This is a genomic window from Janibacter sp. HTCC2649 (assembly GCF_000152705.1).
Classification (GTDB): Bacteria; Actinomycetota; Actinomycetes; order Actinomycetales; family Dermatophilaceae; genus Knoellia.
In genome coordinates, this window is record NZ_CH672413.1 from 1,261,935 (window position 1) to 1,285,076 (window position 23,142).

The following is a 23,142-nucleotide window of genomic DNA, read 5'->3' on the forward strand; positions in this document are numbered from 1 at the left end:
TCCCACCATGACCGACGCAGGAGGACACGGGGGCTCCCCGTCGATCGAACAGCCCGACTACTGGTGGTACCTCGCGCGCACCGAGTTGCTCCATGCCGCGCTGAGTGAGTACGCAGTCGGCCGCACGACCGTGCTCGACATCGGCAGCGCCGACGGACCCAGCGCCAGCTGGCTTCACGACGGCACCCGGCACCTCGCGTCGCTCGACATCGACCCACGCGGACTCGGCTCCAACGGCGTCTGCGGCTCGGCCCTGTCGCTCCCCTTCGCCGACGCGAGCTTCGACATGGTGTCGGCGTTCGACGTCATCGAGCACTGCGACCCCGAGGCTGGAGCCCTGGCCGAGGTCAACCGCGTTCTCCAGCCCGGCGGCACCTTCCTCATGGCCGTTCCGGCGTACCAGTGGGCCTGGACCGACTTCGATGTCGCGAACGGGCACTTCCGTCGCTACACCAAGCGACGCGCCGTTGCCGCCGCCGAGGCAGCCGGCTTCCGGGTCGAGCGCGCGACCTACGCGTTCACGTCCGTCTTCCCCGGGTTCCTGGCGGAGCGAGTTGCCCGCAAGCTGCGCGAACGCAAGCACACCCGCCCCGCCGACGTCGTCGACGTCCCTCAGGTCCCACGAGCGCTCCACCACGTACTCATGGGGCTCACAAAGATCGACCACGCCGTGCTCCAGCGCGCCAACCTGCCCTTCGGCAGCTCGGTCTTCCTCGCCGCGACGAAGGTCAGCGACCCGCGCTGACGCTGCGCGTCACCAGGGTGCGGCCGTGACCGGCTCAAGCTGCCGCACGAGCTCACCGACCAGTGCGTATGCCGTGTCGTCCGTGTCGTTGCCCATCGACAGGATGACGTGGTCGAGTCCGACCTCGGCGAGGGTGCCGTAGTGGTCCACGGCCTCGTCGACCGATTGGATCTGCTCACCACGCGGTGAGGTGCCACCTGTGGTCCCCAGAGTCAGCCGCGACAAGGCAGTCACCTCGATCTCGCGCGGGTCGCGACCCACGTCGTCGCAGTGGCCACGCAGGATCGCGAGCCTGGCCGCCATCGCTTCGGGACCTGCGTCAAAGAGGTTGCATGCGTCGGCGTACTTCGCCACGAGTCTCAGTGTCTTCTTCGGCCCGCTGCCGCCGATGAGGATCGGGGTGCGACGCAACGGTGCGGGCACGTTGAGGGGACGTTCGAGCGAATAGTGCTGGCCGGCATACGCCGTCTGGTCGCCGTCAAACATCTGCCGCGCGATCTGCAGAGTCTCCTCGAGACGCTCAAAGCGCTCCGAGACAACGGGATACGGCACACCCAACCCCTTGTGCTCCTCCTCGTTCCATGCCGCGCCGATGCCGAGCCACGCCCGCCCGCCGGAGAGGACATCGAGCGTCGTGACGGTCTTGGCGAGCAGCCCGGGATGGCGGTAGGTCACCCCGGTCACGAGCGTGCCGAGCTCGATCCGCTCGGTCGCGGCGGCGGCATAGGCGAGCGCCGAGTAGCCCTCGAGCATGTCGAGCTCGGGCGGCCCGATCATGTCGATCTGGAAGAAGTGGTCCATGACCCAGAGCGAGGCCATGCCAGCACCCTCGGCGTTCTGGGCGATCCGCTTGAAGGTGGGGCCGATGGACGCCGGGGCGTCGGGCCAGGAGAAGTAGGAGACCTGCAGTCCACAGCGCATGACCTGATCCTGCGCACATTCCCGGCGTGTGGCAAGCACAATGGCGCAGTGCGAGTCTTTGCTGCCGTCGTGCCACCGCCCGTTGCCCACGCGGACCTCGAGTCGTTCGTCGAGGTTCGCCGCGAGGTCCAGTCCGAGTTGCGGTGGACGCCTGCCCATCTGTGGCACGTCACCTTGGCGTTCATGGGCGACGTGGCCGACCACGCAGTCGACGACGTCATGGAGGCGGTGGCCGAAGCCTCGGCCGGTCACGCGCCAATTCCGTTGCAGCTCAGCGGTGCTGGCGTCTTCCCTTCGCCAGATCAGGCGCGGGTGGTGTGGATGGACGTGCTCTCGAGCGCCCCCGATGGACTCGCCGAGCTCGAGTCGCTGGCGCTGGGTGTGCGCCGAGCCGTCGGCCGCGTGGGTGCCGCACCCGCCGGCGGCGACTACCGCCCCCACCTCACGCTGGCGCGCTCACGTCACCCTTTCGAAGCGACGCACTGGCTGCGCGTCATGGATGCGTATGCCGGCCCCTCCTGGATCGCTGAGGAGGTGACGGTCTTCGTGTCGCACTTGGGTGAAGGAAGGGGCAGACCGCACTACGAACCCGTAGCGGTCTGCCCCCTCGGTGCAACGATCAGTCGCGGGTGAGCTTGCGGTAGGTGACGCGGTGCGGACGGGCCGCATCCTCACCCAGACGCTCGATCTTGTTGGCCTCGTAGGCTTCGAAGTTGCCCTCGAACCAATACCAGTTGCCCGGGTTCTCCTCGGTGCCTTCGTAGGCGAGGATGTGCGACGCCACGCGGTCGAGGAACCACCGGTCGTGGCTGATGACCACGGCACAGCCGGGGAACTCGAGCAGGGCGTTCTCGAGTGAACCGAGGGTCTCGACGTCGAGGTCGTTGGTCGGCTCGTCGAGGAGCAGCAGGTTGCCGCCCTCCTTGAGAGTCAGCGCGAGGTTGAGGCGGTTGCGCTCGCCACCGGAGAGGACACCGGCCTTCTTCTGCTGGTCGGGACCCTTGAAGCCGAACTGCGACACGTAGGCGCGGGACGGGATCTCGACCTGACCGACCTGGATGTAGTCGTGCCCGCCGGACACGGTCTCCCAGAGGTTCTTGTTGGGGTCGAGGCCACCACGGCTCTGGTCGACGTAGGAGATCTTGACCGTCTCACCGACGTCAACGAGCCCACCGTCGGCCGACTCGAGTCCGACGATCGTCTTGAAGAGCGTGGTCTTGCCGACACCGTTGGCGCCGATGACGCCCACGATTCCGTTGCGCGGCAACGAGAACGTCAGGCCGTCGATGAGGACGCGGTCGCCGAAGCCCTTCTTGAGGTCCTTGACCTCGATGACCTTGCTGCCCAGACGCGGGCCCGGCGGGATCTGGATCTCGTCGAAGTCCAGCTTGCGAGTGCGATCGGCCTCGGCGGCCATCTCCTCGTAGCGGGCCAGGCGAGCCTTGGACTTGGTCTGGCGGGCCTTGGCGTTGGAGCGCACCCACTCGAGCTCCTCGGCGAGACGCTTGGAGAGCTTCTGGTCCTTCTTGCCCTGGATCTGGAGTCGAGCCTGCTTCTTCTCGAGGTAGGTCGAGTAGTTGCCCTCATACGGGTAGGCGCGGCCACGGTCGAGCTCGAGGATCCACTCGGCCACGTTGTCCATGAAGTACCGGTCGTGAGTCACGGCCACGACGGCACCGTGGTACGCGGCGAGGTGCTGCTCGAGCCAGAGGACCGACTCGGCGTCGAGGTGGTTGGTGGGCTCGTCGAGGAGCAGGAGGTCCGGCTTCTGCAGGAGGAGCTTGCACAGGGCGACGCGGCGGCGCTCACCACCGGAGAGGACGGTGACGTCGGCGTCCGGCGGCGGGCAGCGCAGGGCATCCATCGCCTGCTCGAGCTGGGAGTCGAGGTCCCATGCGTCGGCGGCGTCGATGTCTTCCTGGAGCTTGCCCATCTCGACCATGAGGGAGTCGAAGTCGGCGTCGGGCTCACCCATCTCCTCGGAGATGGCGTTGTAGCGGTCGAGCTTGGCCTTGATCTCGCCCGCACCCTCCTCCACGTTGCCGAGGACAGTTTTCTCCTCGTTGAGCTCGGGCTCCTGCATGAGGATGCCGACGCTGTAGCCCGGGGTCAGTCGCGCCTCACCGTTGGAGGGCTGGTCGAGACCGGCCATGATCTTGAGGACGGACGACTTGCCCGCACCGTTGGGACCCACGACGCCGATCTTGGCGCCGGGCAGGAACGACAGGGTGACGTCATCAAGGATGACCTTCTCGGCGTGCGCCTTGCGGGCGCGCGACATGACATAAATGAACTCGGGCATGGGGCAAGGCTATCGACTGCCTGCCCCATCCCCGAATCGGTTTGCGCTCAGGCAGCAACCTCGGTCGAATCCGCTGAGCTGGTCACCTCACCCGTCTCCGGATCGACCGTCAGGTAGTCGACCCGCTCCGCGTCGCCGTAACTTCCCGACTCCTCCTCCGCCCCGAACGCGTCATCCATGCGGTCGCCTGATCCGTAAGACGGTTTGGCGACCTTCTCGTAGACCGCCTGTCCCCAGCTCAGGTCGTGGCCGGCGACGTTCGCGTCGATGTTGACCGACGTGCCGTAGGACTTGTCCTCACGCTGGAACTCGCGCACCCGCAGGCGCCCGTGGACGACGACCGGCTCGCCCTTCGTGAAGGACTTCACGATGTTGGCACCGAGGTTGCGGAAGGCATAGACGGTGTAGAACGCCGTGTCGCCATCCTCGAACGCACCCGGTTGGCCGGAGACCGGTCGACGCGGGGTCGAGGCGACCCGGAACTTTGCGTACGGCTGACCGCTACGCCCCACGCAGACCTCGGGGTCGGCGACGAGGCGTCCGTGGACGGTCACGATGGTGTCCTGCATGGCTGCTCCTCTGCTGATCAGGCACCGCTCGTGCGGTGCGCTGGGATCAGCCTCAGGAGGTTCGGACGTGCGGACAACGGCGATCCGGCAATCTGTGGACAGCGAGACGCCGACCCCTGCCCTGTGGACAGCGGCTCGTGCTCAGGTCGTCAGATCGGTTCAGACCTTGGCGGCGGCTTCGAGATGCTTCCGCGTGTCGCGGTGCCGCTCGAGGATGGCCGTCACCGGCGCGAGGATCCGCTCGTCGGCCACGACCGAGATGGAGTCGCGCAGTCGGCCGTTGATGACCGCTCCCCGACGTCGGGCTCCGATACCCGCGAGGAACCGCGACACGAGCGCGAGGAGCAGCCCAGTCACGACCCCGCCGAAGAGCAGGACGAACGGCCACGGCAGCGGCCCCCACATCGGCGTCTCGATGCTCGGGAACTGGAGCCAGCCCAGCACCCAGAGGACGACGAACCACAGGGCGCCGGACAGCACGGCCAGGGCGAGCAGGATCTGGATGATGCCGACAACGCGCCACCACACTGGCGTGCGCGAGCGCAGCGACGTGTGGATCACGGCTTGGTCGAGGGCGTCCGACATCGCGTTCCCGGAGGGTGCGGCAGCATCGTCGACCGCGTCACCCCATCGCGTGGGCAGCGCCGAGCCAGCCTTGTCGGCCAGGCGCCTGGTGGCGAGGTCGACGGCAGCCCGGGCCGCCGGGGTGGGCGGCGGCAGGGACGAGCGACCGAGCACGGAGCGCACATCGGCCTGGGTCACGCTGATGTCGCCACGACCGGCGTCCAGACGCAGGCGACGCAACGGCTTCGGGCGGAGTTTCTGCACCCAACGCGTCATCGGCCACCCGGTGTGCGTGACCGCCTGCATCGAGTAGTCACGTTCGACGGCCCGCACGACCGTGGGGACGCCCGCAGCACGAGCGAGGGCGTCGACGAGCTCGTTCTCACCCTTGGCGGCGATGGTCGGTTCGGCGTCGGCGACGGCCGGGCGCAGGGCAGCAGCCGACTGACGCACGTCGGCGGCGAGCCGGGCCCGGGCCGCGTTGGAGCCGGAGACCGCGTTGCTGAGTCGCTGCCCGAGGACGTCCATGCCGCGACCGGTGCGAGCCGAGGTCGGGATGACCGTGGCCTTGGAGATGCCGTCACGGGTCATGAGCCGGGTGAGGTCGGCGACGCACTCCTTGATCTCCGAGTCACTGAGGCGGTCGACCTGGTTGAGGACGACGATCGTCACCGCGTCGTGGGTCGCGAGCGCCGAGACGTAGTCGTCGTGCAGGCGAGCATCTGCGTACTTCTGTGGGTCGGTGACCCACACGAAGACGTCCACGAGCTCGAGGACGCGTTCGGCCTCGACCCGGTTCGACGTCTCGCGGGAGTCGAAGTCGGGCAGGTCGAGCAGCACGAGGCCGTCGAGCGAGCCCACGGCGGCAACTCCGCCCTTGTCCCCCTCGACGTGGTGACGCGTCGCGACACCGAGCCAGTCGAGCAGCGGTCCGGCCGGTTCGTCGCCCCACACGCCAGCGGTGGGCTTGGAAGTCGTGGGTCGACGCGCGCCGACGGTGGCGACGTCCGTGCCGACGAGCTGGTTGAAGAGTGAGGACTTGCCGCTACCCGTGGCGCCCGCGAGCGCGACCACGGTGTGGCCACCGACGAGAGCGGTCCGCTCCGCCACCTTGGTCACGACGGCAGTCGCCTTGGACACCGGTGCCGGGGGCAGCTCGGAGCCGCCGGTATCGATCGCGGCCTGCAGGGAGGACGAGGCAGCAGTGAGGGACTCGGCAGACACACCCTTGATCGTGGCGCTGCCCATACGCAGTGGGCTCATGCGGAGACCTCGCGCACGCGCTTCGCAGCCGCGTGGAGGGCGGCGGACTGCTCGGCCGTGTCACCCACGGAGGCGACCACAGCGGCATACCTCTCGCGTTCCGTGTCATAGAGCTCGGTGACGTGCGTCAGCAAGCTGGCACGCGCCTTGGCCGCCATCTCGCGCACGGCCTGGTCGCCGAAGATCGCTTCGAGAACGCGCTGGGCCAGGACGGACGTGCCGCCGGCGATGCCGACCTCGGCCCCGGTGAGGCCGCCGGTCGCCGCGAATGACACGAGCATGAGGAACAAACCAATGCCATTGACCCCGTATGCCGCGATGCGGGCGTTCGTGCGTCGGTTGCCTCCTTCGCTGCGAACGATGTCGAACACCTCGCCCTGCCACTGGCGCACCATGGCCTCGACGCGCGGGTTGAAGTCGGCAGAGGGCTTGGCCAGCTGGGGGTGGCCAGCGAGCAAAGCGTCACCGCCGGGCAGACGACGCCACTCGCGAGCGGTGTCGGCGGAGGCCGCGGAGGCGTGAGCGACGAGGAGGTTGGCCACGCCCGACTGGAGCGCTTCGCCGAGGTCCTCGGAGGGAGCGGGCTGACCCTTAAGGGCGGCCGTCACCTTGTCACGCCACCGGGACAGGGTGGACTCGATCTGGCGGAAGAACTCGCCGGTGCCGACGAACTCCTGCCAGCGAGCGAGGACTTCGCCCCGCAGGAGGGTCCCGTCGGTCATGCCGTCCTTGACGCCGTCGGTCGCATGCTCGTAGTTGCTGTCCGCCGCGGCCGTGAGCGCGTCGGCGGCATTCGCCTGCTCATCGGAAGCGTCGGCCAGTGAGGAGGTGCGCCCATCCAGCGAGCCCATGGCGCCCTTGAGCGTCTGGCTGACGACGACGGAGCGGGCTCGGGCGTCTCCGGCGAGCGCATCGAGCCAGGCCTTGAGACGGCCCATCGACTCCGCAGGCAGGAAGCCCTCTTTGGTGAGCGTCGACTCGGGGACGGTGAAGATCGGTGCGGTCGGGAGCCCCTGTTCGCGCAGCATTCCGGCGAGGTGGGGACGGATCTCGTCGACGGCGTCGGGCGCGATGCGGTCGAGGACGATGGCGACGGCGGTCCCCCGCTCGGCGGCAGTGCGCAGCAGGTCCCACGGCACGGCATCGGCATAGCGGGCTGCGGTCGTGACGAACAGCCACAGGTCGGCGGCGGACAGCAGCTGGCCCGCGAGCTCGCGGTTGGCAGCGACCACCGAGTCGATGTCCGGTGCGTCGAGCAGGGCCATGCCGGACGGCAGCGTCGCGGAGGCGACGAGGCGAACCGTCCCCGGCGCGGACTCCTCGCCGGGGCCACCGGTGACGCGAGCCAGGCTGGGGAGGATGCGCTGGTCCGAGAACCACTTGCGGTCCTCGGGGTGGTGCACGAGCACGGGGCTCGTCGTCGTGGGGCGGAGCACGCCGGAGCGGCTGACCGGGGCTCCCACGATGGAATTCACGAGGGTTGACTTGCCGGCACCGGTCGATCCGCCGACGACCGCGAGCAGCGGAGCGTCGATGGAGCGAAGGCGCGGGAGGACGTAGTCGTCGAGCTGTTGGATGAGTTCGCGGCGCACGGTGATGCCATGTGCCTGGCCAGGAGTACTCAGCGGAAGGACGGAGGACTCGACGGCGTCGCGCAGTCCGGTCACGGCCTCGACAAGGACACTCGCCTCGGTCGTTTCGGATGTGGTCACGTGCTCAGCCTAACGAAATGGCGAGATGCCGCGAGCCGACGTGCCGACGCCCCCACCTGCGTTGTTGTCCTTTGTTGGTCCACACGAGCCATGCGGAGGCGGGACATTAGACTGCTGAGTCACTGGCCCCCGTGGCGCAACGGATAGCGCAGCGGCCTTCTAATCCGCAGGCTGCAGGTTCGAGTCCTGCCGGGGGCACCAAACGTCTTCGATGCGCGGAGCGCATCGTGACGGTTGGTGCCACGGCAGAAGCAACAGGCGCTCGAACGCAGTGAGAGCGCCGACGGGGGCACCTCGTTTCGGCAACAATCACTCGAAACCTCTGGGCTCGAGGCTGTCGGCACGGCGGGCATCGGCGTGGACAGCGAGGGCGGACTCATCGGCTACCTCGCCGTGTGTGATCAACGCATCGACGGCGCGACGCTCTACTACGACGATGGCAGCGCGAAGACGCCAGAGGCCCGGGAGGTCAAAGTTGGAGAGTGGGCATCGGCCAGTTTGAAGCCCGGCGAGGTGTACTTCTTCGATCACCCTGATGTTGACCGCAACCAAGACGTATACGTCACGGGATCACCCGACGAGTTCCGAAAAGCAGCTTGCCGACCCTGAGCGACTCAGTCACCTGGCGACAGGCCGAACCAGCGTGCGAGGTGTTGGTCCAGGTCCTGCTGACCGTCGCCGACCCAGGCGACGTGGCCGTCGGGACGGAGCAGGATGCACGGCGCCTCCAGCCCGACAGTGCGATCACCGAGATAGTCGACTCGATCTGACCAGCCACCCACAACCAAGTGGCCAGTGCGATCCAGCAAGAGACCTCGCCCGCCATGCAGCAGGTCATAGAGCCGACCCCCTCCGACATCAACGTCGGGCAGGCGCCGACCGAGCAGGTCGGGCCCTTCACCGAAGTCGTAGCGGATGTCGATCGCGGTGATCTTCCCGATGAGATGACGGTTCACGTCGTTGAAGCCCATCAGCTCGGTGAGCAGCCGACGCACCGCCTGGGGACCGGGCTCGCTGGACTGCAGTTCCATCTGCGCACGGGTGTTGTCCAGGACGTCCTCGGCAACGGGACGGCGTTCGGCTTCATAGGTGTCGAGGAGAGCCCCGGGTGCCCATCCTCGAACCTGCGCCGCCAGCTTCCAGCCAAGGTTGAACGCGTCCTGGATGCCCAGGTTGAGCCCCTGTCCCCCAGTGGGCGGATGGATGTGGGCCGCGTCCCCGGCCAAGAGCACGCGCCCGACCCGATAGGTCTCGGCCAGCCGCGTGGCATCACCGAAGCGGGACATCCAGCGCGGCGAGTGCACGCCGAAATCGGTACCGGCGAAGGCCCGCAACTGTTGCTGGAAGTCCCCGAGAGTGGGCGGCTCCTCACGATCCTCACTCACCCCGGCAGCGGGCACGACGACCTGATGAATCCCCTCGCCAAGGGGCTTGAGCCAGAACTGCTTGGTGGACCGACCGACCTCCGCCATCTTCGCCGCAATCTCCTCGGGCGGCGCTCCCACCTCCATCTCGCCCATCAATGTCTCGGTCCGCGCGGGCTCGCCGGGGAAGCCGACGCCGAGCAGTTTCCGCACCGTGCTTCGGCCACCATCACACCCGACGAGAAAAGACGCGCGCACCCGTTCGCCATCGGACAGGTCGACGGTCACCCCCTCGCTGTCCTGCTCCAGCCCAACCACGGCGCTCCCCCGTCGCACCTCCGCCCCCACCTCGATGGCACGTTCCGAGAGCAGACGAACAAGGACGGAGTGCTGCATACCCAGCAGGTAGGCGTGCGCGGAGTCCAGCCCCTCGGGCGGAGGGTGGGCGATGGCTGCGAAGAAGCCGCCGGCCGGACGCTGCCGTCCGTGTGGGAGCAGGCGCTCAAGAAGTCCGCGCATCGCCATGAGCTCGAGGCTGCGAATGTGCAGTCCGACGATGCGGACGAACGACGCGGGCTCGATCTCCCTCTCCAGAACGAGAACCCGCACATCGTGGAGCCGCAGCTCGGCGGCCAGCATCGCCCCGGTCGGTCCACACCCGGCGATGACCACGTCAAACATGGGCGAATCCATGGCTCTCACCTCCTCAGCACGGCACGGTCACCCGCAAGGTACAAGGTCGAGCCAGCTCTGGCGCGTCAGTTTCCCTGGCCATCGGACACGACGGTCGTCCACCGGACTCGGGTGACATGATCGGGTCATGTCCGTCGTGATCCGCGCCACACAGGTGATCGACGACCCGCGACTGCTCGACCTCCTCGACGCGGGCGAGCGCGAGCGCGCTGATCGCCGCACCGACCCACACCCCTTCATCACGGCTCACGCCCTCCTCCGGCGTCTGGTCGCCGATGAGACCGGCGCGGACCCGAGGTCGATTGACTTCCAGAAGCGGTGCGCCACGTGCGGCACCGACCGCCATGGCAAGCCCCACATCGTCGGAATGCGCGACATCCACGTGTCCGTGTCCTACGGCGAGCGCATGGCCGTGGCCGCCGTGACCAACATGGGCGAGGTCGGCGTCGACGTCGAGGACCTCGAGTCCGCCGACTTCGACGGGTTCAGCTCCGTGACGCTCGACCCCAGCGAGGCCGCCCTCATCGAGAACCTGCGAGGCGACGAACTCCTCGGAGCACGCGCTCAGCTGTGGTCCCGCAAGGAAGCCATTCTCAAGGCGACAGGTCACGGTCTCGTCGTCGACCCGAGCCAGGTCCTCGTCTCGGCCTACGACGCGCCGGCCGAGCTGCTCGAGTGGAAGGCCGCCCAACACCTGCCCGGCCCGATGCGGGTCGCCGATCTCGACGTCGACCACACCGAGCACCGAGCCGCCGTGGCGGTCCTCACGACCCAACCGCTCACGGTCCGGCTTCAGCGGGGCTGAGTGCCTGACGCAGTGCGTCGCAGGGCCAGCTCGGCGAGCAGTGCCGCCATGTCCGGAATGACGGAGTCGGCGTATGCCGCCCGCGGAGAATGGTTGTCGTCGGCGCTCGTGTGGTCGTCCGTGACACAGGCCCCGATGTTGAGGTAGGCGCCGGGCACCTCCTCGAGGACGAACGACATGTCCTCCGCCCCCGCCTCGGGCGTGATCATGTCGGCCCAGCGGTCGGCACCGAAGAGGTCCACGACCGTGGCCTGGGCAAACCGGAACTCGTCGGGGTCGTTGACCGTGACGGGATACCCGCCACCGATGTCGACGGTCACCGAGAGGCGATGCGCCGCAGCGACGTGTTCGGCAACGTTGCGGATCTCCTCGTGCGCCTTCGCGCGGTGCTCGGGCGAGAACGTCCGCAGAGTCGCCTCGATGACGGCGTCGTCAGGGATGACGTTGTTGACCGTCCCCGAGCTGATCCGACCGACCGTCACGACCACCGGGTCGAAGGCGTCGAAGCGTCGCGTCACCATCGTCTGCAGGGCGAGCACGATCTCGCACGCGACGGGCACGGGGTCGAGCGCGTGCTGTGGCTGCGAACCGTGACCGCCCTTGCCCTGCACCGTGATCACGACTTCGTCGGCCGCGGCCATCTGTGGCCCCGGCCGACCGAACCACACACCTCGCGGATGCTCTGCGGCATACACATGAATGGCGAATGCCGCGTCGACCCGTCGGCCGGCAACGTCCAGGAGTCCTTCGCGCAGCATGGGTTCGGCCCCTCCGGGGCCTTCTTCGCCCGGCTGGAACATGAACACCACATCGCCAGCGAGCTCGTCTCGGAGCTCGTGGAGGATGCGGGCCGCGCCGACCAGTCCAGCGACGTGCAGGTCGTGCCCGCACGCGTGCATCAGCCCGTCGCGCTCGGACGAGAACTCGACGCCTGTGGCCTCGGTGACGGGCAGGCCGTCCATGTCGCCGCGGAGCAACACGACCGGGCGCTCCGCCCCGTCGCCTGCCCCACCGCGGCCACGCAGCACCCCCACGACACTGCTCAGGCTCTGGCCCAGCGTGATTTCGAGGTCGAGCCCGTCGAGCGCGTCAAGAACCGCCTGCTGGGTGCGCGGCAGGTCGTTGCCGAGCTCGGGGTTGCGGTGCAGGTCATGACGCAGCTCGATGAGGCCGGGCGCGAAGGTCTGCGAGAGGTCGAGGACTGCGGGGCGCTCTCCCATCACAGGACCTGGCCGGCGAACTCGCGCCGACGGCTGACGAGGTCGGCGAGGAGCTTGCGCTCGTCCTCGAGGGCCTGGGCGTCAGCGGCCGAGTGGTACATGCGTCGGCGCAGGAGCGCCAGCTCGCTCGCCGTGTCCTGGAAGTCCTCCATCGATCGCAGGGCAGGTCGGCCACCGTTGGCGCGGGCCCACTGCCGTGCCTCACGACGGCGCGGCATGGACGCGAGCATGGAGACCTCTGCCGGTGAGAGCCACCCGGCGTCGGAGTAAGCGTGGAGGAACTGCCCGATGAGGCGCCCCTCCCGACGACGGACCCAGACGACGAAGCCGAGGAAGGCCAGGAAGAGCGGAACCTCGACGACGAGATAGACCGCGAACAGGCCGTTGCCGCCGCTCACGGCGGCAAGGTTCCAGACCGCGTGCGCGATGACCGCAATGGCGTAGCCCGTCAGCGGAGCGAGCCACCGCACCCACCCCTTGCGCGACGTCGCCGCGATCCCGATGCCGATCCCGGTGCAGATCGTGAACATGGGGTGAGCGAACGGCGAGAGCAGGCAGCGACCGATGAAGGTAGCCGTCAGCCCGTCCTGGCCATGCTCGGCCCAGGCGATCGCGAGGTACTGAATGTTCTCGGTGAACGCGAAACCGGCAGCCGTGACACCGGCATACACCATGCCGTCCGTGACCCCGTCGAACTCGCGACGGGCAAAGCGCCAGACCAGCAGGATGAGCAGGCCCTTGGCTGCCTCCTCCACGACGGGGGCGACGAACACGGCTGTGAGAGCGAGGGATTCGTCGTCGGGGATCGACCCCCAGAGGACGAGTTGGCCAGCCGTGTTCAGCGTCATCGCGATGAGGACGGCGATGAGGGCACCCCAGAGGAAGGCCATGACGAGGTAGCGCGTGGGCTCGGCCTCGAAGCGGTCGAGCCACATGAAGGTCGGGACGACGATGCCGAGTGGGATGGCCGCGACGACGAGACCGAGCAGTGTGGCGCTCACTCCGGCGGCAGCGCCGATGGCCACGGCGACGGCCAGGGCGGCGAGTCCGAAGCCGAGGATCGCGATCCCGAGGAGCACCCATCGACGCAGCAGCGAACGGCCGCGATGCGCTCCCGCGCGCTGGCCCCCCGGCTGCGGCAGCTCGGGTGATTGGACGGCGATGGCCTGCTCCCCACTCATGCTGTTGACCCTAGTCCAGCGCAATAGGGTGGAGGCCATGTCCACATCGCCCGACCGAGCCCACACCGACCGCATCGTCTGGATCGACTGCGAGATGACAGGGCTCTCACTCGAGAACGACGCCCTCGTCGAGGTGGCCGCGCTCGTGACCGACTTCGAGCTCAACATCCTGGGCGACGGCGTTGATGTCGTCATCAAGCCCACCGACGAGGCGCTTGAGCAGATGGGTGACTTCGTCCGCGAGATGCACACGTCCTCGGGGCTCATCAACGAGTTCGCCGACGGTGTGACGATCGAGGAGGCCCAGCAGAGGGTCCTCGACTACGTCCGCGAGTGGGTCCCCGAGCCGCGCAAGGCTCCCCTGGGTGGCAACACGGTGGCGACCGACCGTGGCTTCCTCGCGCGCGACATGCCCGCGCTCGAGGAGCACCTGCACTACCGGATCATCGACGTCTCCTCGATCAAGGAGCTGTCCCGTCGTTGGTACCCGCGCGCCTACTTCGCGGCACCCGACAAGAACGGCGGGCACCGTGCCCTGGCCGACATCCGTGAGTCCATCGCGGAGCTGCGCTACTACCGCGCCGCGGTCTTCGTCGACCCTCCCGGGCGACCGACCGACGAGCTGCGAACCATCGCGGCGAGCCACGTCGTCGACCACTCCGTGCCGGTGTCGGGCGCACCCCTCGGGTCCGGTCCAAAGCACTCCTGAGGAACAGGTACGATGGTTCGCGCTGCCTCGGCACCACGAGTTTGTATGCCGTGCAGTTCCTGGTGGGTATAGCTCAGCTGGTAGAGCGCCGCCTTGTGGTGGCGGATGTCGCGGGTTCAAGTCCCGTTACTCACCCCGTTCGAAAGCCCCTGCACCGCAGGGGCTTTCGTCATGTTCAGGCGCGGTGTGCAAGATGGGTGTCATGCGAACGACGACTCGTGGACTCCTGCTCCTGCTCCTCACCGGCTTCTTGGCGGTGGGTGCCGGAGTGATGCCGGCGAGCGCCCACTCGCGCCTGATCTCGATCACGCCGGCCGACGGAGCGTCGCTCCCCGCCTCCCCCACAGAGGTCGTCCTCACCTTCAACGAGCCGATCGACCCGCAGTTCGTCACGGTGCGCATCACGGACAGTGAGGGCGGCAACGTCGTCGGGCAGGACGCCACGGCCAAGGGCACCAAGGTGACTCTCGCGGTCAGCGATCCCATCGCCGCAGGGACCTACAGCGTGCTCTATCGGGTCGTCAGCGCGGACTCCCACCCGATCTCGGGCTCGACGAAGTTCACGGTCGCGGGCGACCCCCAGGCCCCGCCGGCCACAACCGGCACGACGTCCGGCACGGCGTCCGGCGCGGCCACCCCCACCCCCACTGCCAGCTCGTCGGTCGCCAGCCCGCCGGCGGCCTCCGCGGCCACCGGCGACAACGCAGCAGCGCCCGCGGACGAGGAGTCCGGCGGCACGCCGATCTGGGTCTGGTTCATCGTCTTCGCGGCGCTGGTCGCGGCCATCGGAGCCACCTTCTACGCCGTCAGGCGCGACGAGTCCCAGTCCTGAGCACCGGTGGCACGAGGCGCTGCCCACCGGCTTGCACACCTTTTCGACAGCCCGATTTCGCGAGTGGGCCAGCGTCCTGCTAATGTCTTTCCTCGCGCGCCAATAGCTCAATTGGCAGAGCAGCTGACTCTTAATCAGCGGGTTCGGGGTTCAAGTCCCTGTTGGCGCACAAAACAGCAGGCCAGGACCTTACGGTCCTGGCCTGCTGGCGTAGAGCCCCCGTTTTATCCCCTGTTTTTGGGCTCTTCCTTGTTCCCCATGGCCTGCTCGAGGGCCGCCGCCGCACCCGGATTCTTCGTCCCACGACTCATGTAGACGTCCTGGGTCATCGAGGGTCGAGCGTGGCCGAGTTGATCAGCGATCGCCCGTGCCGACTGACCCGCCTCGTCGAGGATCGTCGCCGTCGTTTTGCGGAAGTTGTGGGACGTGATCCACGACAGCGCGTCACCCTCGACCGGCTCGGCTGCCACCTCGGCGAGGTCGAGAATCGGCTGACGCTGTCGATGGGGGACGGCGTAGGCGTCCAAGACCGTCAACACGTTGGCCCGAGGGAGACGAATGCGTCCGTGCTCGGCAAGGCCCACACGGGTGCGGGGCCAGTTCAGTTGAGCGGCCGCCTCGCGCTGGGTGAGGCCGGCTGAACTGCGCGCAGCCGCGAGCTGCTTGCCGAGGTCGACCCGTGCCTGACTGCCCACCGGTGAGCGCGCGTTCCGGAGGTCGCGGCGCACGTTGCTGGGGTCCCGGTGACCACCCAGGGCGTCGCAGAAGACAGGCTCGCTGTCGCGAATCCCTTGGGCTGCACGTGCCATGAGCATCGCGAGGCAAGACTCGGGCAGATGGAGCACGCGCTCCCGACACGCTGCACTAGGGGCCCCGCGGTGGAATCCTGAGAGCCGTCTCCAAGGATCTCGGGAAATCCTATTGAGGAGCCAATACGATTCATCTCATGCAACTGCGCCGCTTGCCCATCGTTCTCATTCTCGCCACGACCGCTCTTGCAGCCTGCTCGGCAAGCCCTACCCCGACTGCGTCAGGCGCAGCCTCCGGTTCAAAGTCGGCCGCGGCGCCGACCGAAGTTCGGGCAGCACCAACAGAATCAACGCCGGCTGCGACCGCCGCGAAGATCCCCGCCCCGCCGGACAACACCGCGTTTGTCGATCCTGCTGACGGCGCAGCCGTCGCCTCTATCAACGGTCACGTCATCCAAGGCTTCAAGACGACCACGTGCATGTACGGCCGAAAATCCCAAACAATCGCTGTCCGCGCAGAGGCGCCCGACCATTACGAGATCGACTTTGCCGCCTACGCTTCCGGCGAACTCCTGCTGTTTCACGTCGGCCAGCAGGGGCCAGACCTTGGAGACCGCGCTTGGTACGTGGGCCGCGGCGATGGAGTCCCCCTCACCGCGAAGCTCGACGGCAAGTTGGTGCGAGTGACCGGGTCGTCGACGGGTTCCGCTGGAGATGTCCCCACATGGGCAACCGCGAGGCCGATTCGGGTGGAGGTGGCGGTCGCGTGCCCTGGGGCGGACCTGAACAAATGGCCTGCGCTTCCTCCTCCGAACGACTAGCCGAGAAGGCCCGCCCCTGCTGGCCTCGTCTGATGCTCCGTCCGCGCTACTCCCGCCCGGGGCGCTGGTGAGGCCGCTCGAGTCCTCAGGGCTCAAAGGCGTGCGGCCCGGAAGCGCGGTCGTCTGACTTTGCGGTCACCGGTTAATGACCCGGTTTTGGACGAGAAGGGGCGCGCGAGGAGGCGTCACGACGAGAGGTGCGCGGACGGCATACACGCAGTTCAGCGGGTATTTTCGGGCACTGACGGACAAGGGCGCGAAACGTACGTTGAGACTCAGCGGGTTCGGGGTTCAAGTCCCTGTTGGCGCACCAGAGAACGACGAAGGCCCCGGAGGATGACTCCGGGCCTTCGTCGTTCGTGGCTCTGGCTGGATCTCACTCAGAGGTCGATCGACGCCATGCTGGTCTCGTCGTGCCGCTCCCCCGCTGCGGGCCGAAGTGAGTTCAGTCGGTCCACCTGGTCGCGAGAGAGTTCTATGCCGTCGGCAGCAATGTTCTCCTCGACGCGGGAGACTCTGCGCGTGCCCGGGATCGGGGCGATGTCGTCGCCCCGCGTCAGGAGCCACGCGAGAGCGGTCTGTGCCGGAGTCGCCCCGACTTCTGCTCCGATCGCTTTCACTTCGTCGACGATGCCGAGGTTGCGTTCGAAGTTTTCGCCCGTGAATCGCGGGTTCGTCTTGCGCCAGTCGTCCTCAGCGAAGTCCTCGACCGAGCGGATCTGACCGGTCAACAGTCCGTGTCCAAGCGGCGAGTACGGCACGAAGCCGATGCCGAGTTCGCGAAGCAACGGGAGGATCTCGGCCTCCACGTCGCGCGTCCACAACGAGTACTCGGTCTGCAGCGCCGTGACGGGCTGCACGGCGTGCGCCCGGCGAATGGTCGCCGGGGAGGCCTCGGACAGGCCGAAGTGCAGCACCTTGCCGTCGGCGATGAGTTCCGCCACGGCTCCTGCGGTCTCCTCGATCGGGGTGTTCCGATCGACGCGGTGTTGGTAGTAGAGGTCGATGTGATCCGTGCCGAGCCGCTTGAGAGAGCCCTCGACGGCCGCCTTCACGTTGACGGCGCTGCTATCGACCACACCCGGACCGCCACCGGAATGAGACACGAGGCCGAACTTGGTGGCGATCTTCACCTGGTCCCTTCGGCCCTTGAGTGCCTGACCGACCAGCTCCTCGCTGAGGAATGGTCCATAGATCTCGGCGGTGTCGAGGTGGGTGACACCGAGGTCGAGCGCCCGGTGGATCGTCCGAACGGACTCGGCGTTGTCGAGCGCTCCCTCACTCGTGTACATCCCTGCCATGGTCATCGTGCCGAGTCCGATCCGAGAGACTTCCAGGCCCCCGAGAAGCGCGGTCTTCATGTCGTTGTGCCTTCCAGTGGTGCGAGCGCCATCCCTTTCTGGGTTGGCCACTCGTCCAGAGAAGCAGTCCTGCTCGAGCTGCGGGAGGCCCTGACGTAGGGGTCACTGTCAGGCACTCCTACGGGTTCCATTCCGCTCCTACAGTGGACGGATGACCTCCACCGAGCCGAGACCGCGCGACGCCGTGAGGGCGGAGATCCGCGAGTTTCTGAGTTCCCGTCGCGCGAAGATCACTCCGGAGCAGGCGGGGCTACCGACGTACGGCGCGAATCGGCGACGCGTCCCTGGCCTGCGCCGCGAGGAGGCCGCCCTCCTTGTCGGCGTTTCCCCTCAGTACTACATCCGGCTCGAGCGTGGCGACGCGATCGGCATCTCGCCGAGCGTCATCGACGGCATCGCCCATGCCCTCAGGCTCGATGAAGCCGAGCGCACACATCTACTCGACCTCCTTCGCACCGCTGGCGGATCCGCCTCCCCCGGCCCCTCTCGGGGGCGTCGACCCGGAGCCACCCGACCCCTACGTCCGACCCTTCACCGGCTCCTCGACTCGATGCCCGACGTGCCGGCCGTCGTCCTGTCAGCCCGACTGGACGTCGTGTCGATGAACCCACTCGGAAGGGCGCTGTTCTCGCCCGTCCAGGACGATGGGAGCCAGGTCAACAACGCGCGCATGGTGTTCCTCGACCCCAGAGCGACTGCGTTCTTCCGCGAGTGGGACATGGTCGCCAACGACACCGTTGCCCTGCTCCGCGCCGAGGTGGGGCGCAATCCCTACGACCGTGATCTCTCGGACCTCGTCGGGGAGCTCAGCACGCGCAGCGAGGACTTCCGCGTGCGCTGGGCAGCCCACGACGTGCGGATCCACAACACCGGGGTGAAGAAGATCCACCACGAGCTCGTCGGCGATCTCGATCTCCCCTTCGAGTCCCTTCCGATCGACGCCGAGTCGAACCTCAGCCTGGTCGCTTATCTGCCCGAGCCCGGTTCGGCGACCGCAGGGGCCCTGGCCCTGCTCGCCAGCTGGGCGGCCAGCAGCCATCAGACCGCATCGGACCAGACCTGACGATGAGGGCCTCCGACCGGCGAACGCCGGCCAGAGGCCCTCGACCACTCGTGCCATCGGCACTTGGGCCTAGGTCGTCGGTCCCGGCGTCCCGAGGGCGAACGGGATCGTCGTGGCGTTCCCGAGGGTGTCGAACACGACGAGGGTGTTCTCACCCGCGACAGCACCGAACGCACCCGCAGTGACGAAGTTCAGGTCCGACCACGCGTTGTCGGTCAGATCCTTCGCCACGCCATTGAGAGTGAGCCGATCCACCTTGCTGCCATCGGACAGCTTGAACGACACCTTCACGTAGGTGCCAGCACTACCAACGGTGAAGCCCTCGCCATCCTTGACGGTCACGGTCGGCCCCGTCGTGTCGAGCACGAACCGGACCGTGGTCGGGTTCCCGGCGACGTCGAACAGCACGAGGGTGTTCGCACCCTCCACGGCACCGAATGCACCCGGCTTGACGAAGTTCAGGTCCGACCAGACGTTGTCGGTCAGGTCCTTCGCCTTGCCATTGAGGGTGAGCCGGTCGACCTTGCCTGTGTCATGCAGCTTGAAGGACACCTTGGCGTACCGACCGTCACGCCCAGTCGTGAACTCGTCACCGTCCTTGACCGTCACGGTCGGCGCTGTGGTGTCTGCCGGTGACGTCGTCACGGTGAGGTCCCGCAGGCGGCCGAAGTTGTCGAACGACCCGAAGCCCACCCGACCCGCAGCGAAGGTGGTGTCCTTCGCCGTGAGCAGCGGCGCCGCGTGCCCGTCCATGTAGACGGCGACGTCACCACTGTCGGCGCAACGCACCAGCCGGACGCCGTGCCACTCCTCGTCCGTCACTGCGGGTGGGGCGCCCACCTTGCCGTCCCACTGGTCGTCGATGCGCTCACGGTCCTTCCCGTTGACCTTGAAGATGCCGTTGTGCGCATAGATCGTGTTGTCCTGCGACAGGTGCGCGTAGTAGTACTCCGTGTCCGACTTCCAGCCGAACACGAGGATGACGTCACGGTTGTTCACCGTCGCCGGCTCATCGAGACGCACCTGGGCGCTGAGATCGAAAGAGCCGAGCTCGGCACCCTGGGTCAGAACGGCATACTCAAAGGGACGGCGAATGCCGTCTGCCGGGTCTGTCCCGGCAGACGTCTGGATGATCTGGTCTCCGGGGAAGTCCCACTTCGCGGGCGTCTTCGGAGCCCAGTTGTCACCGGCCATGAGGTCGGTGACGGTCGTCCCGGACGGAGCGCACGACGGCGGCGTCGGAGGCTTCGTCGGGGTGGCGTGGAAGTGCGCGTACTGGGCACTGACCTGCTCCGGCGTCGCCACCGTGTCGAGGAACATGAGGTCGTCCATCCGACCGTTGAACGGGTTCGCCTCACGCGTGTCCTGCGGGAAGCTGCCACCGATCTTGTAGCCCCGCGGATTCGTCGCCGACGTCGAGCCGGAGCCCCACGGGTTGGTTGCCGTGTAGCGGCCCGCGAGAGGCTTGCCGTTGCGATAGAGCTTCATCTCGCCTGCCGCGAAGTCGAAGCTCGCCGTGAGGTGCACCCACTCGTCACTCGCCAGGATCTCGTCCCACGGCATGTCGGCAGCGAAGGTCCATGACCCGGCCCCGTCGACGCGCCGACCGAGGGCGACGAGCTTGAGCTCGTTGCCGACGGTGATGATTTCGAGGAGGGCCCGGACCGCGTGTCCGTCGGAATCGCCGGTGAGTATGCCGGCCAGCCCGATCGCGTTGTATCGGTCGTCCGGGTTGGTCGTACCGGAGTTGAGCGCAGCCACGCTGTCACCCGTGCGCTTGAACCAACCCATGACGGTGGCCTTGTCGGTCCCGGCAAAGGCGTCGAGCGTGTCGACACCCTTGGCGTTGTAGACGCCCGCCTTCCAGTCGTCGTTGGATGCCGTGGTCGGACTCATCTGCTGCGTCTGGAGGGCCTCTCCTGCACCCGAGTAGGCCCGGTCGGCGACGCGCATCTCCACTCCGCCGTTGACCAACTGGATCTGCGTGCCCGACGTGCCCTGGTCCGCCTCGAACGTCGGCGCACCCGGGGCTGGGTGGTCAAAGTCGTAGTGCGACACCAGGTTTGGTGCGAGCTCGGGCAGGACGACCGGCGACTTGGGCGGCACGCGGTGGGCACCGGTGACCTTCCAGATCTTCCCGTTCGCCTTGGCGATGAGATACAGCTCGCCGGCGGCGTCCGAGCCGAAGCGCAGGTCGACTCGCGTGTCGCCGACCAGGTCCTGGAAGGTCGTCTCCTTGCCGTCCTTGAACACGCGCAACTGCTCGATGGCAGCGAGGTCGTCGATGCTGCCGGTGTTGCGCACCATCTCGTCGGCCTTGGTGGACAACACCCAGCCACGGACCAGGTCGGTGAAGAGGTACTGACCCTTGAGTGTCGGGATGCTGCCGCGATAGACGAAGCCACCGTTGTTGGCCACTCCCGCGTCACCGGTCTGCCCGGGGTCGCGGTTGTGGTCGTAGGCCGCGACGGGATAGGTGAAGCCGTTCTTGGCATCGTCGGCCGGCAACGGATAGATCTGACGGTTCTCGGCGACGAACGGGCCCTCACGGAAGGACCAGCCGAAGTTGTCCCCCGGCTCGACCGCGTAGATGGACTCGACCTGCCACTCACCGATGTGCCCGAGATACATCGTGTGGTCCCCGGCTGGATCCCAGCTGATGCGGTGCGGGTCACGCATGCCAATGGCATACAGCTCGGGCAGGGCGCCCGCGGTGCTCAGGAAGGGGTTGTCCGCGGGGATGCCGTACTTCCCGTTGGCGCTGTTGGTGCCGAGCGGGTTGATCCGCATGATCGTGCCCTGCGGAGTGGCCACGTTCTGCGGATTGCCGTTGCCCACACCGTTTCCACCGTCTCCGGCGAGGATGTAGAGGTTGCCGTAGTCGGCGTCACCGGGCTTCACAGTGGGGTTGAACGAGATCTGCTGCACGGTGTGCACGCGACCGTTGAAGGGCACGCGCATGACCTCGCGGCTGGTCCCCGCAAAGACGGGCGCCGACGGATCGGTGGCCTTCCACTCCGTGACGACACTGTGGAAGCCCGTGCTGCCGTAGGCCGGGAAGTCCGGCGTGTCCTCGGTCAGAGCAGTGCCCGCCTCCGTGTGGACGGTGTAGAACAAGCCGTTGCGGGCGAAGTCCGGGTGGAACTCTGCAGCACCCAGGCCCGTCCCCAGACCGGCGCTGTTGTGGAAGTTGTCGATGAAGGCCTGGCGCACATCGAGGTAGGGCACATAGGCCCCCGTCCCCTTGTTGACGGTGTAGAGCATGCCGTTGTTGTCAGGCACCATGAGCCGACCCGACCCGTCCGGGATCTCGTCGAGGTGCGTAATCCGGTTGTGCCGCACCAATCTCTGGTCCTGCGTCGCCGGAGTCGTGTGCGATTCCGGCAGCTGGGCGAGTTCCTTGACGTCGATCCCCAGAGTCGAGAGCTTGGGGTCCGGGAGCGGGTTGAGCAGGGGCTCCTGGACATCGTCGGCTGCCGCGCAGTCGCCGGGGTTCCCGGTCGCGATGGCGAGGTTCTCACCCGCGGTGTCGATGGCGACGTCGTCGAGCATGAGCTGGGCGTCGCTCTTGGCCCCGTTGATCCAGAAGAACCGGTCGAGCGCCGTGGTCACGCCCTGGCGGAAGCCGAACTGCTGCTCCGTCCCTGCAGGCAGCCGTGTCCGCTCCTTGTAGGGGCCTCCCTGGCTGTAGACCGCGACCTTGTCGGTGGCGTTGTCGGCCACGATCCAGACGCACTGCCACGAGTTCGCGGACCACGTTCCGGCAGGACTGAACTTGCCGCCGTCACGTGCGAGAAGGGTGTCGTTGCTCTGGTTGTTCACATAGGCGCGGCTCTGCGCGTAGTCCGTCGGCTGGTCGACATCCGTGACGCCGAAGGACGTGTCGACGGTGCCCATGCGCAACATGCGGAAGAAGAGCGTTCCGGTGGTGCCCTCGGCGATCCCCGGCACGGCGCGCGAGGCGCGCTGGGCTCCTCCCACCATCTCGAGCACCTGGTTGTTGCCATTGAGCGGATCAGCGATCACGCGGGCAGCAGAGGACGCCGACCAACCGTCCTGACCGTTGAGTGCGGTGCGTTCGTACTGCTCGAAATCGAGCTTCTGCGTGAACTCCTGTGCGGCCTGGGTCTCCGCGGCCACCGGGCTCGCGAAGAGGAAGGTGGTGCCCACGACTGCGGTTGTCGCGACCACGGCCAGCCATCGCGATGGTCGCGGACGGGCGGCTTTGCGTTGCCGCACAGGGGTTCTGGGCGAATGGGGATTGGGCG

General features: G+C 67.5%; 19 protein-coding genes and 3 tRNA genes. 11 read left to right on the plus strand and 11 right to left on the minus strand.

Annotated features, from left to right (window positions below; genetic code table 11):
* Nucleotides 1-7: 7 nt before the first annotated feature.
* Complete coding sequence (locus JNB_RS05980; RefSeq protein WP_009775524.1) at nucleotides 8-745, plus strand: class I SAM-dependent methyltransferase; 738 nt, start codon at nucleotides 8-10, stop codon at nucleotides 743-745.
* 9 nt (nucleotides 746-754) lie between these two features.
* Here JNB_RS05980 and JNB_RS05985 read toward each other — a convergent pair whose 3' ends face one another.
* A complete protein-coding gene (locus JNB_RS05985; protein ID WP_009775525.1) occupies nucleotides 755-1,666 on the minus strand; it encodes an LLM class F420-dependent oxidoreductase in 912 nt (303 codons plus the stop codon).
* Between the two features lie 48 nt (nucleotides 1,667-1,714).
* Between JNB_RS05985 and thpR the strand changes: the two genes are divergently transcribed.
* Nucleotides 1,715-2,299 (plus strand): RNA 2',3'-cyclic phosphodiesterase, encoded by a 585-nt coding sequence (gene thpR / locus JNB_RS05990; protein WP_009775526.1) that lies wholly within the window; start codon nucleotides 1,715-1,717, stop codon nucleotides 2,297-2,299.
* Here the strand turns inward: thpR and ettA are convergent.
* From ettA to JNB_RS06010, 4 genes are all read right to left on the minus strand, one after another.
* On the minus strand, nucleotides 2,286-3,968 hold the full coding sequence (gene ettA / locus JNB_RS05995) for an energy-dependent translational throttle protein EttA (RefSeq protein ID WP_009775527.1): 1,683 nt from the start codon (nucleotides 3,966-3,968) through the stop codon (nucleotides 2,286-2,288). The genes thpR and ettA overlap by 14 nt on opposite strands.
* 47 nt (nucleotides 3,969-4,015) lie before the next feature.
* Complete coding sequence (locus JNB_RS06000) at nucleotides 4,016-4,537, minus strand: single-stranded DNA-binding protein (protein WP_009775528.1); 522 nt, start codon at nucleotides 4,535-4,537, stop codon at nucleotides 4,016-4,018.
* Nucleotides 4,538-4,696: 159 nt separating this feature from the next.
* Nucleotides 4,697-6,364, minus strand: coding sequence for a YfjP family GTPase (locus JNB_RS06005; RefSeq protein ID WP_050766584.1), 1,668 nt, complete (start codon nucleotides 6,362-6,364; stop codon nucleotides 4,697-4,699).
* On the minus strand, nucleotides 6,361-8,076 hold the full coding sequence (locus tag JNB_RS06010) for a GTPase domain-containing protein (protein ID WP_009775530.1): 1,716 nt from the start codon (nucleotides 8,074-8,076) through the stop codon (nucleotides 6,361-6,363). The genes JNB_RS06005 and JNB_RS06010 overlap by 4 nt, the downstream gene beginning before the upstream one ends.
* Before the next feature lie 125 nt (nucleotides 8,077-8,201).
* Between JNB_RS06010 and JNB_RS06015 the strand changes: the two genes are divergently transcribed.
* A tRNA-Arg gene (locus JNB_RS06015) sits at nucleotides 8,202-8,277 on the plus strand.
* A 36-nt stretch (nucleotides 8,278-8,313) separates the two neighbouring features.
* Nucleotides 8,314-8,685 (plus strand): hypothetical protein, encoded by a 372-nt coding sequence (locus JNB_RS06020; protein WP_009775531.1) that lies wholly within the window; start codon nucleotides 8,314-8,316, stop codon nucleotides 8,683-8,685.
* Between the two features lie 5 nt (nucleotides 8,686-8,690).
* Here JNB_RS06020 and JNB_RS06025 read toward each other — a convergent pair whose 3' ends face one another.
* A complete protein-coding gene (locus tag JNB_RS06025) occupies nucleotides 8,691-10,121 on the minus strand; it encodes an FAD-dependent monooxygenase (RefSeq protein WP_009775532.1) in 1,431 nt (476 codons plus the stop codon).
* A 139-nt stretch (nucleotides 10,122-10,260) separates the two neighbouring features.
* Here JNB_RS06025 and JNB_RS06030 point away from each other — a divergent pair, with 139 nt between their 5' ends.
* Entirely contained in the window at nucleotides 10,261-10,938 is a 678-nt protein-coding gene (locus tag JNB_RS06030; protein WP_009775533.1) for a 4'-phosphopantetheinyl transferase superfamily protein, read from the plus strand.
* Here JNB_RS06030 and JNB_RS06035 read toward each other — a convergent pair.
* Nucleotides 10,926-12,158, minus strand: coding sequence for a M20 family metallopeptidase (locus JNB_RS06035; protein WP_009775534.1), 1,233 nt, complete (start codon nucleotides 12,156-12,158; stop codon nucleotides 10,926-10,928). The genes JNB_RS06030 and JNB_RS06035 overlap by 13 nt on opposite strands.
* Entirely contained in the window at nucleotides 12,158-13,339 is a 1,182-nt protein-coding gene (locus tag JNB_RS06040; protein ID WP_009775535.1) for a PrsW family intramembrane metalloprotease, read from the minus strand. Before JNB_RS06040 ends, JNB_RS06035 begins: the two co-directional genes overlap by 1 nt.
* A 37-nt stretch (nucleotides 13,340-13,376) precedes the next feature.
* Here JNB_RS06040 and orn point away from each other — a divergent pair, with 37 nt between their 5' ends.
* The 4 genes from orn (at nucleotide 13,377) to JNB_RS06060 (ending at nucleotide 15,049) form a co-directional block, all read left to right on the plus strand.
* Nucleotides 13,377-14,048, plus strand: a complete 672-nt coding sequence (gene orn, locus JNB_RS06045; protein WP_050766585.1) for an oligoribonuclease — start codon at nucleotides 13,377-13,379, stop codon at nucleotides 14,046-14,048.
* A gap of 62 nt (nucleotides 14,049-14,110) precedes the next feature.
* A tRNA-His gene (locus JNB_RS06050) sits at nucleotides 14,111-14,183 on the plus strand.
* 67 nt (nucleotides 14,184-14,250) lie between these two features.
* On the plus strand, nucleotides 14,251-14,880 hold the full coding sequence (locus JNB_RS06055; RefSeq protein WP_040884302.1) for a copper resistance CopC family protein: 630 nt from the start codon (nucleotides 14,251-14,253) through the stop codon (nucleotides 14,878-14,880).
* A gap of 96 nt (nucleotides 14,881-14,976) precedes the next feature.
* Nucleotides 14,977-15,049 (plus strand) — tRNA-Lys (locus JNB_RS06060).
* A 55-nt stretch (nucleotides 15,050-15,104) separates the two neighbouring features.
* Here the strand turns inward: JNB_RS06060 and JNB_RS21850 are convergent.
* A complete protein-coding gene (locus tag JNB_RS21850; protein WP_009775538.1) occupies nucleotides 15,105-15,695 on the minus strand; it encodes a helix-turn-helix domain-containing protein in 591 nt (196 codons plus the stop codon).
* 131 nt (nucleotides 15,696-15,826) lie between these two features.
* Between JNB_RS21850 and JNB_RS21280 the strand changes: the two genes are divergently transcribed.
* Nucleotides 15,827-16,450, plus strand: a complete 624-nt coding sequence (locus JNB_RS21280) for a hypothetical protein (protein ID WP_148232334.1) — start codon at nucleotides 15,827-15,829, stop codon at nucleotides 16,448-16,450.
* A 380-nt stretch (nucleotides 16,451-16,830) separates the two neighbouring features.
* On the opposite strand, the gene JNB_RS06075 is transcribed toward JNB_RS21280, so the two are convergent.
* Nucleotides 16,831-17,811: an aldo/keto reductase gene (locus JNB_RS06075; RefSeq protein WP_009775539.1), complete on the minus strand. Its 981-nt coding sequence runs from the start codon at nucleotides 17,809-17,811 to the stop codon at nucleotides 16,831-16,833.
* A 151-nt stretch (nucleotides 17,812-17,962) separates the two neighbouring features.
* Here JNB_RS06075 and JNB_RS06080 point away from each other — a divergent pair, with 151 nt between their 5' ends.
* Nucleotides 17,963-18,874 (plus strand): helix-turn-helix transcriptional regulator, encoded by a 912-nt coding sequence (locus tag JNB_RS06080; protein ID WP_009775540.1) that lies wholly within the window; start codon nucleotides 17,963-17,965, stop codon nucleotides 18,872-18,874.
* 69 nt (nucleotides 18,875-18,943) lie between these two features.
* Here JNB_RS06080 and JNB_RS06085 read toward each other — a convergent pair whose 3' ends face one another.
* Nucleotides 18,944-23,044 (minus strand): PQQ-dependent sugar dehydrogenase, encoded by a 4,101-nt coding sequence (locus tag JNB_RS06085; protein WP_237700623.1) that lies wholly within the window; start codon nucleotides 23,042-23,044, stop codon nucleotides 18,944-18,946.
* Nucleotides 23,045-23,142 lie beyond the last annotated feature (98 nt).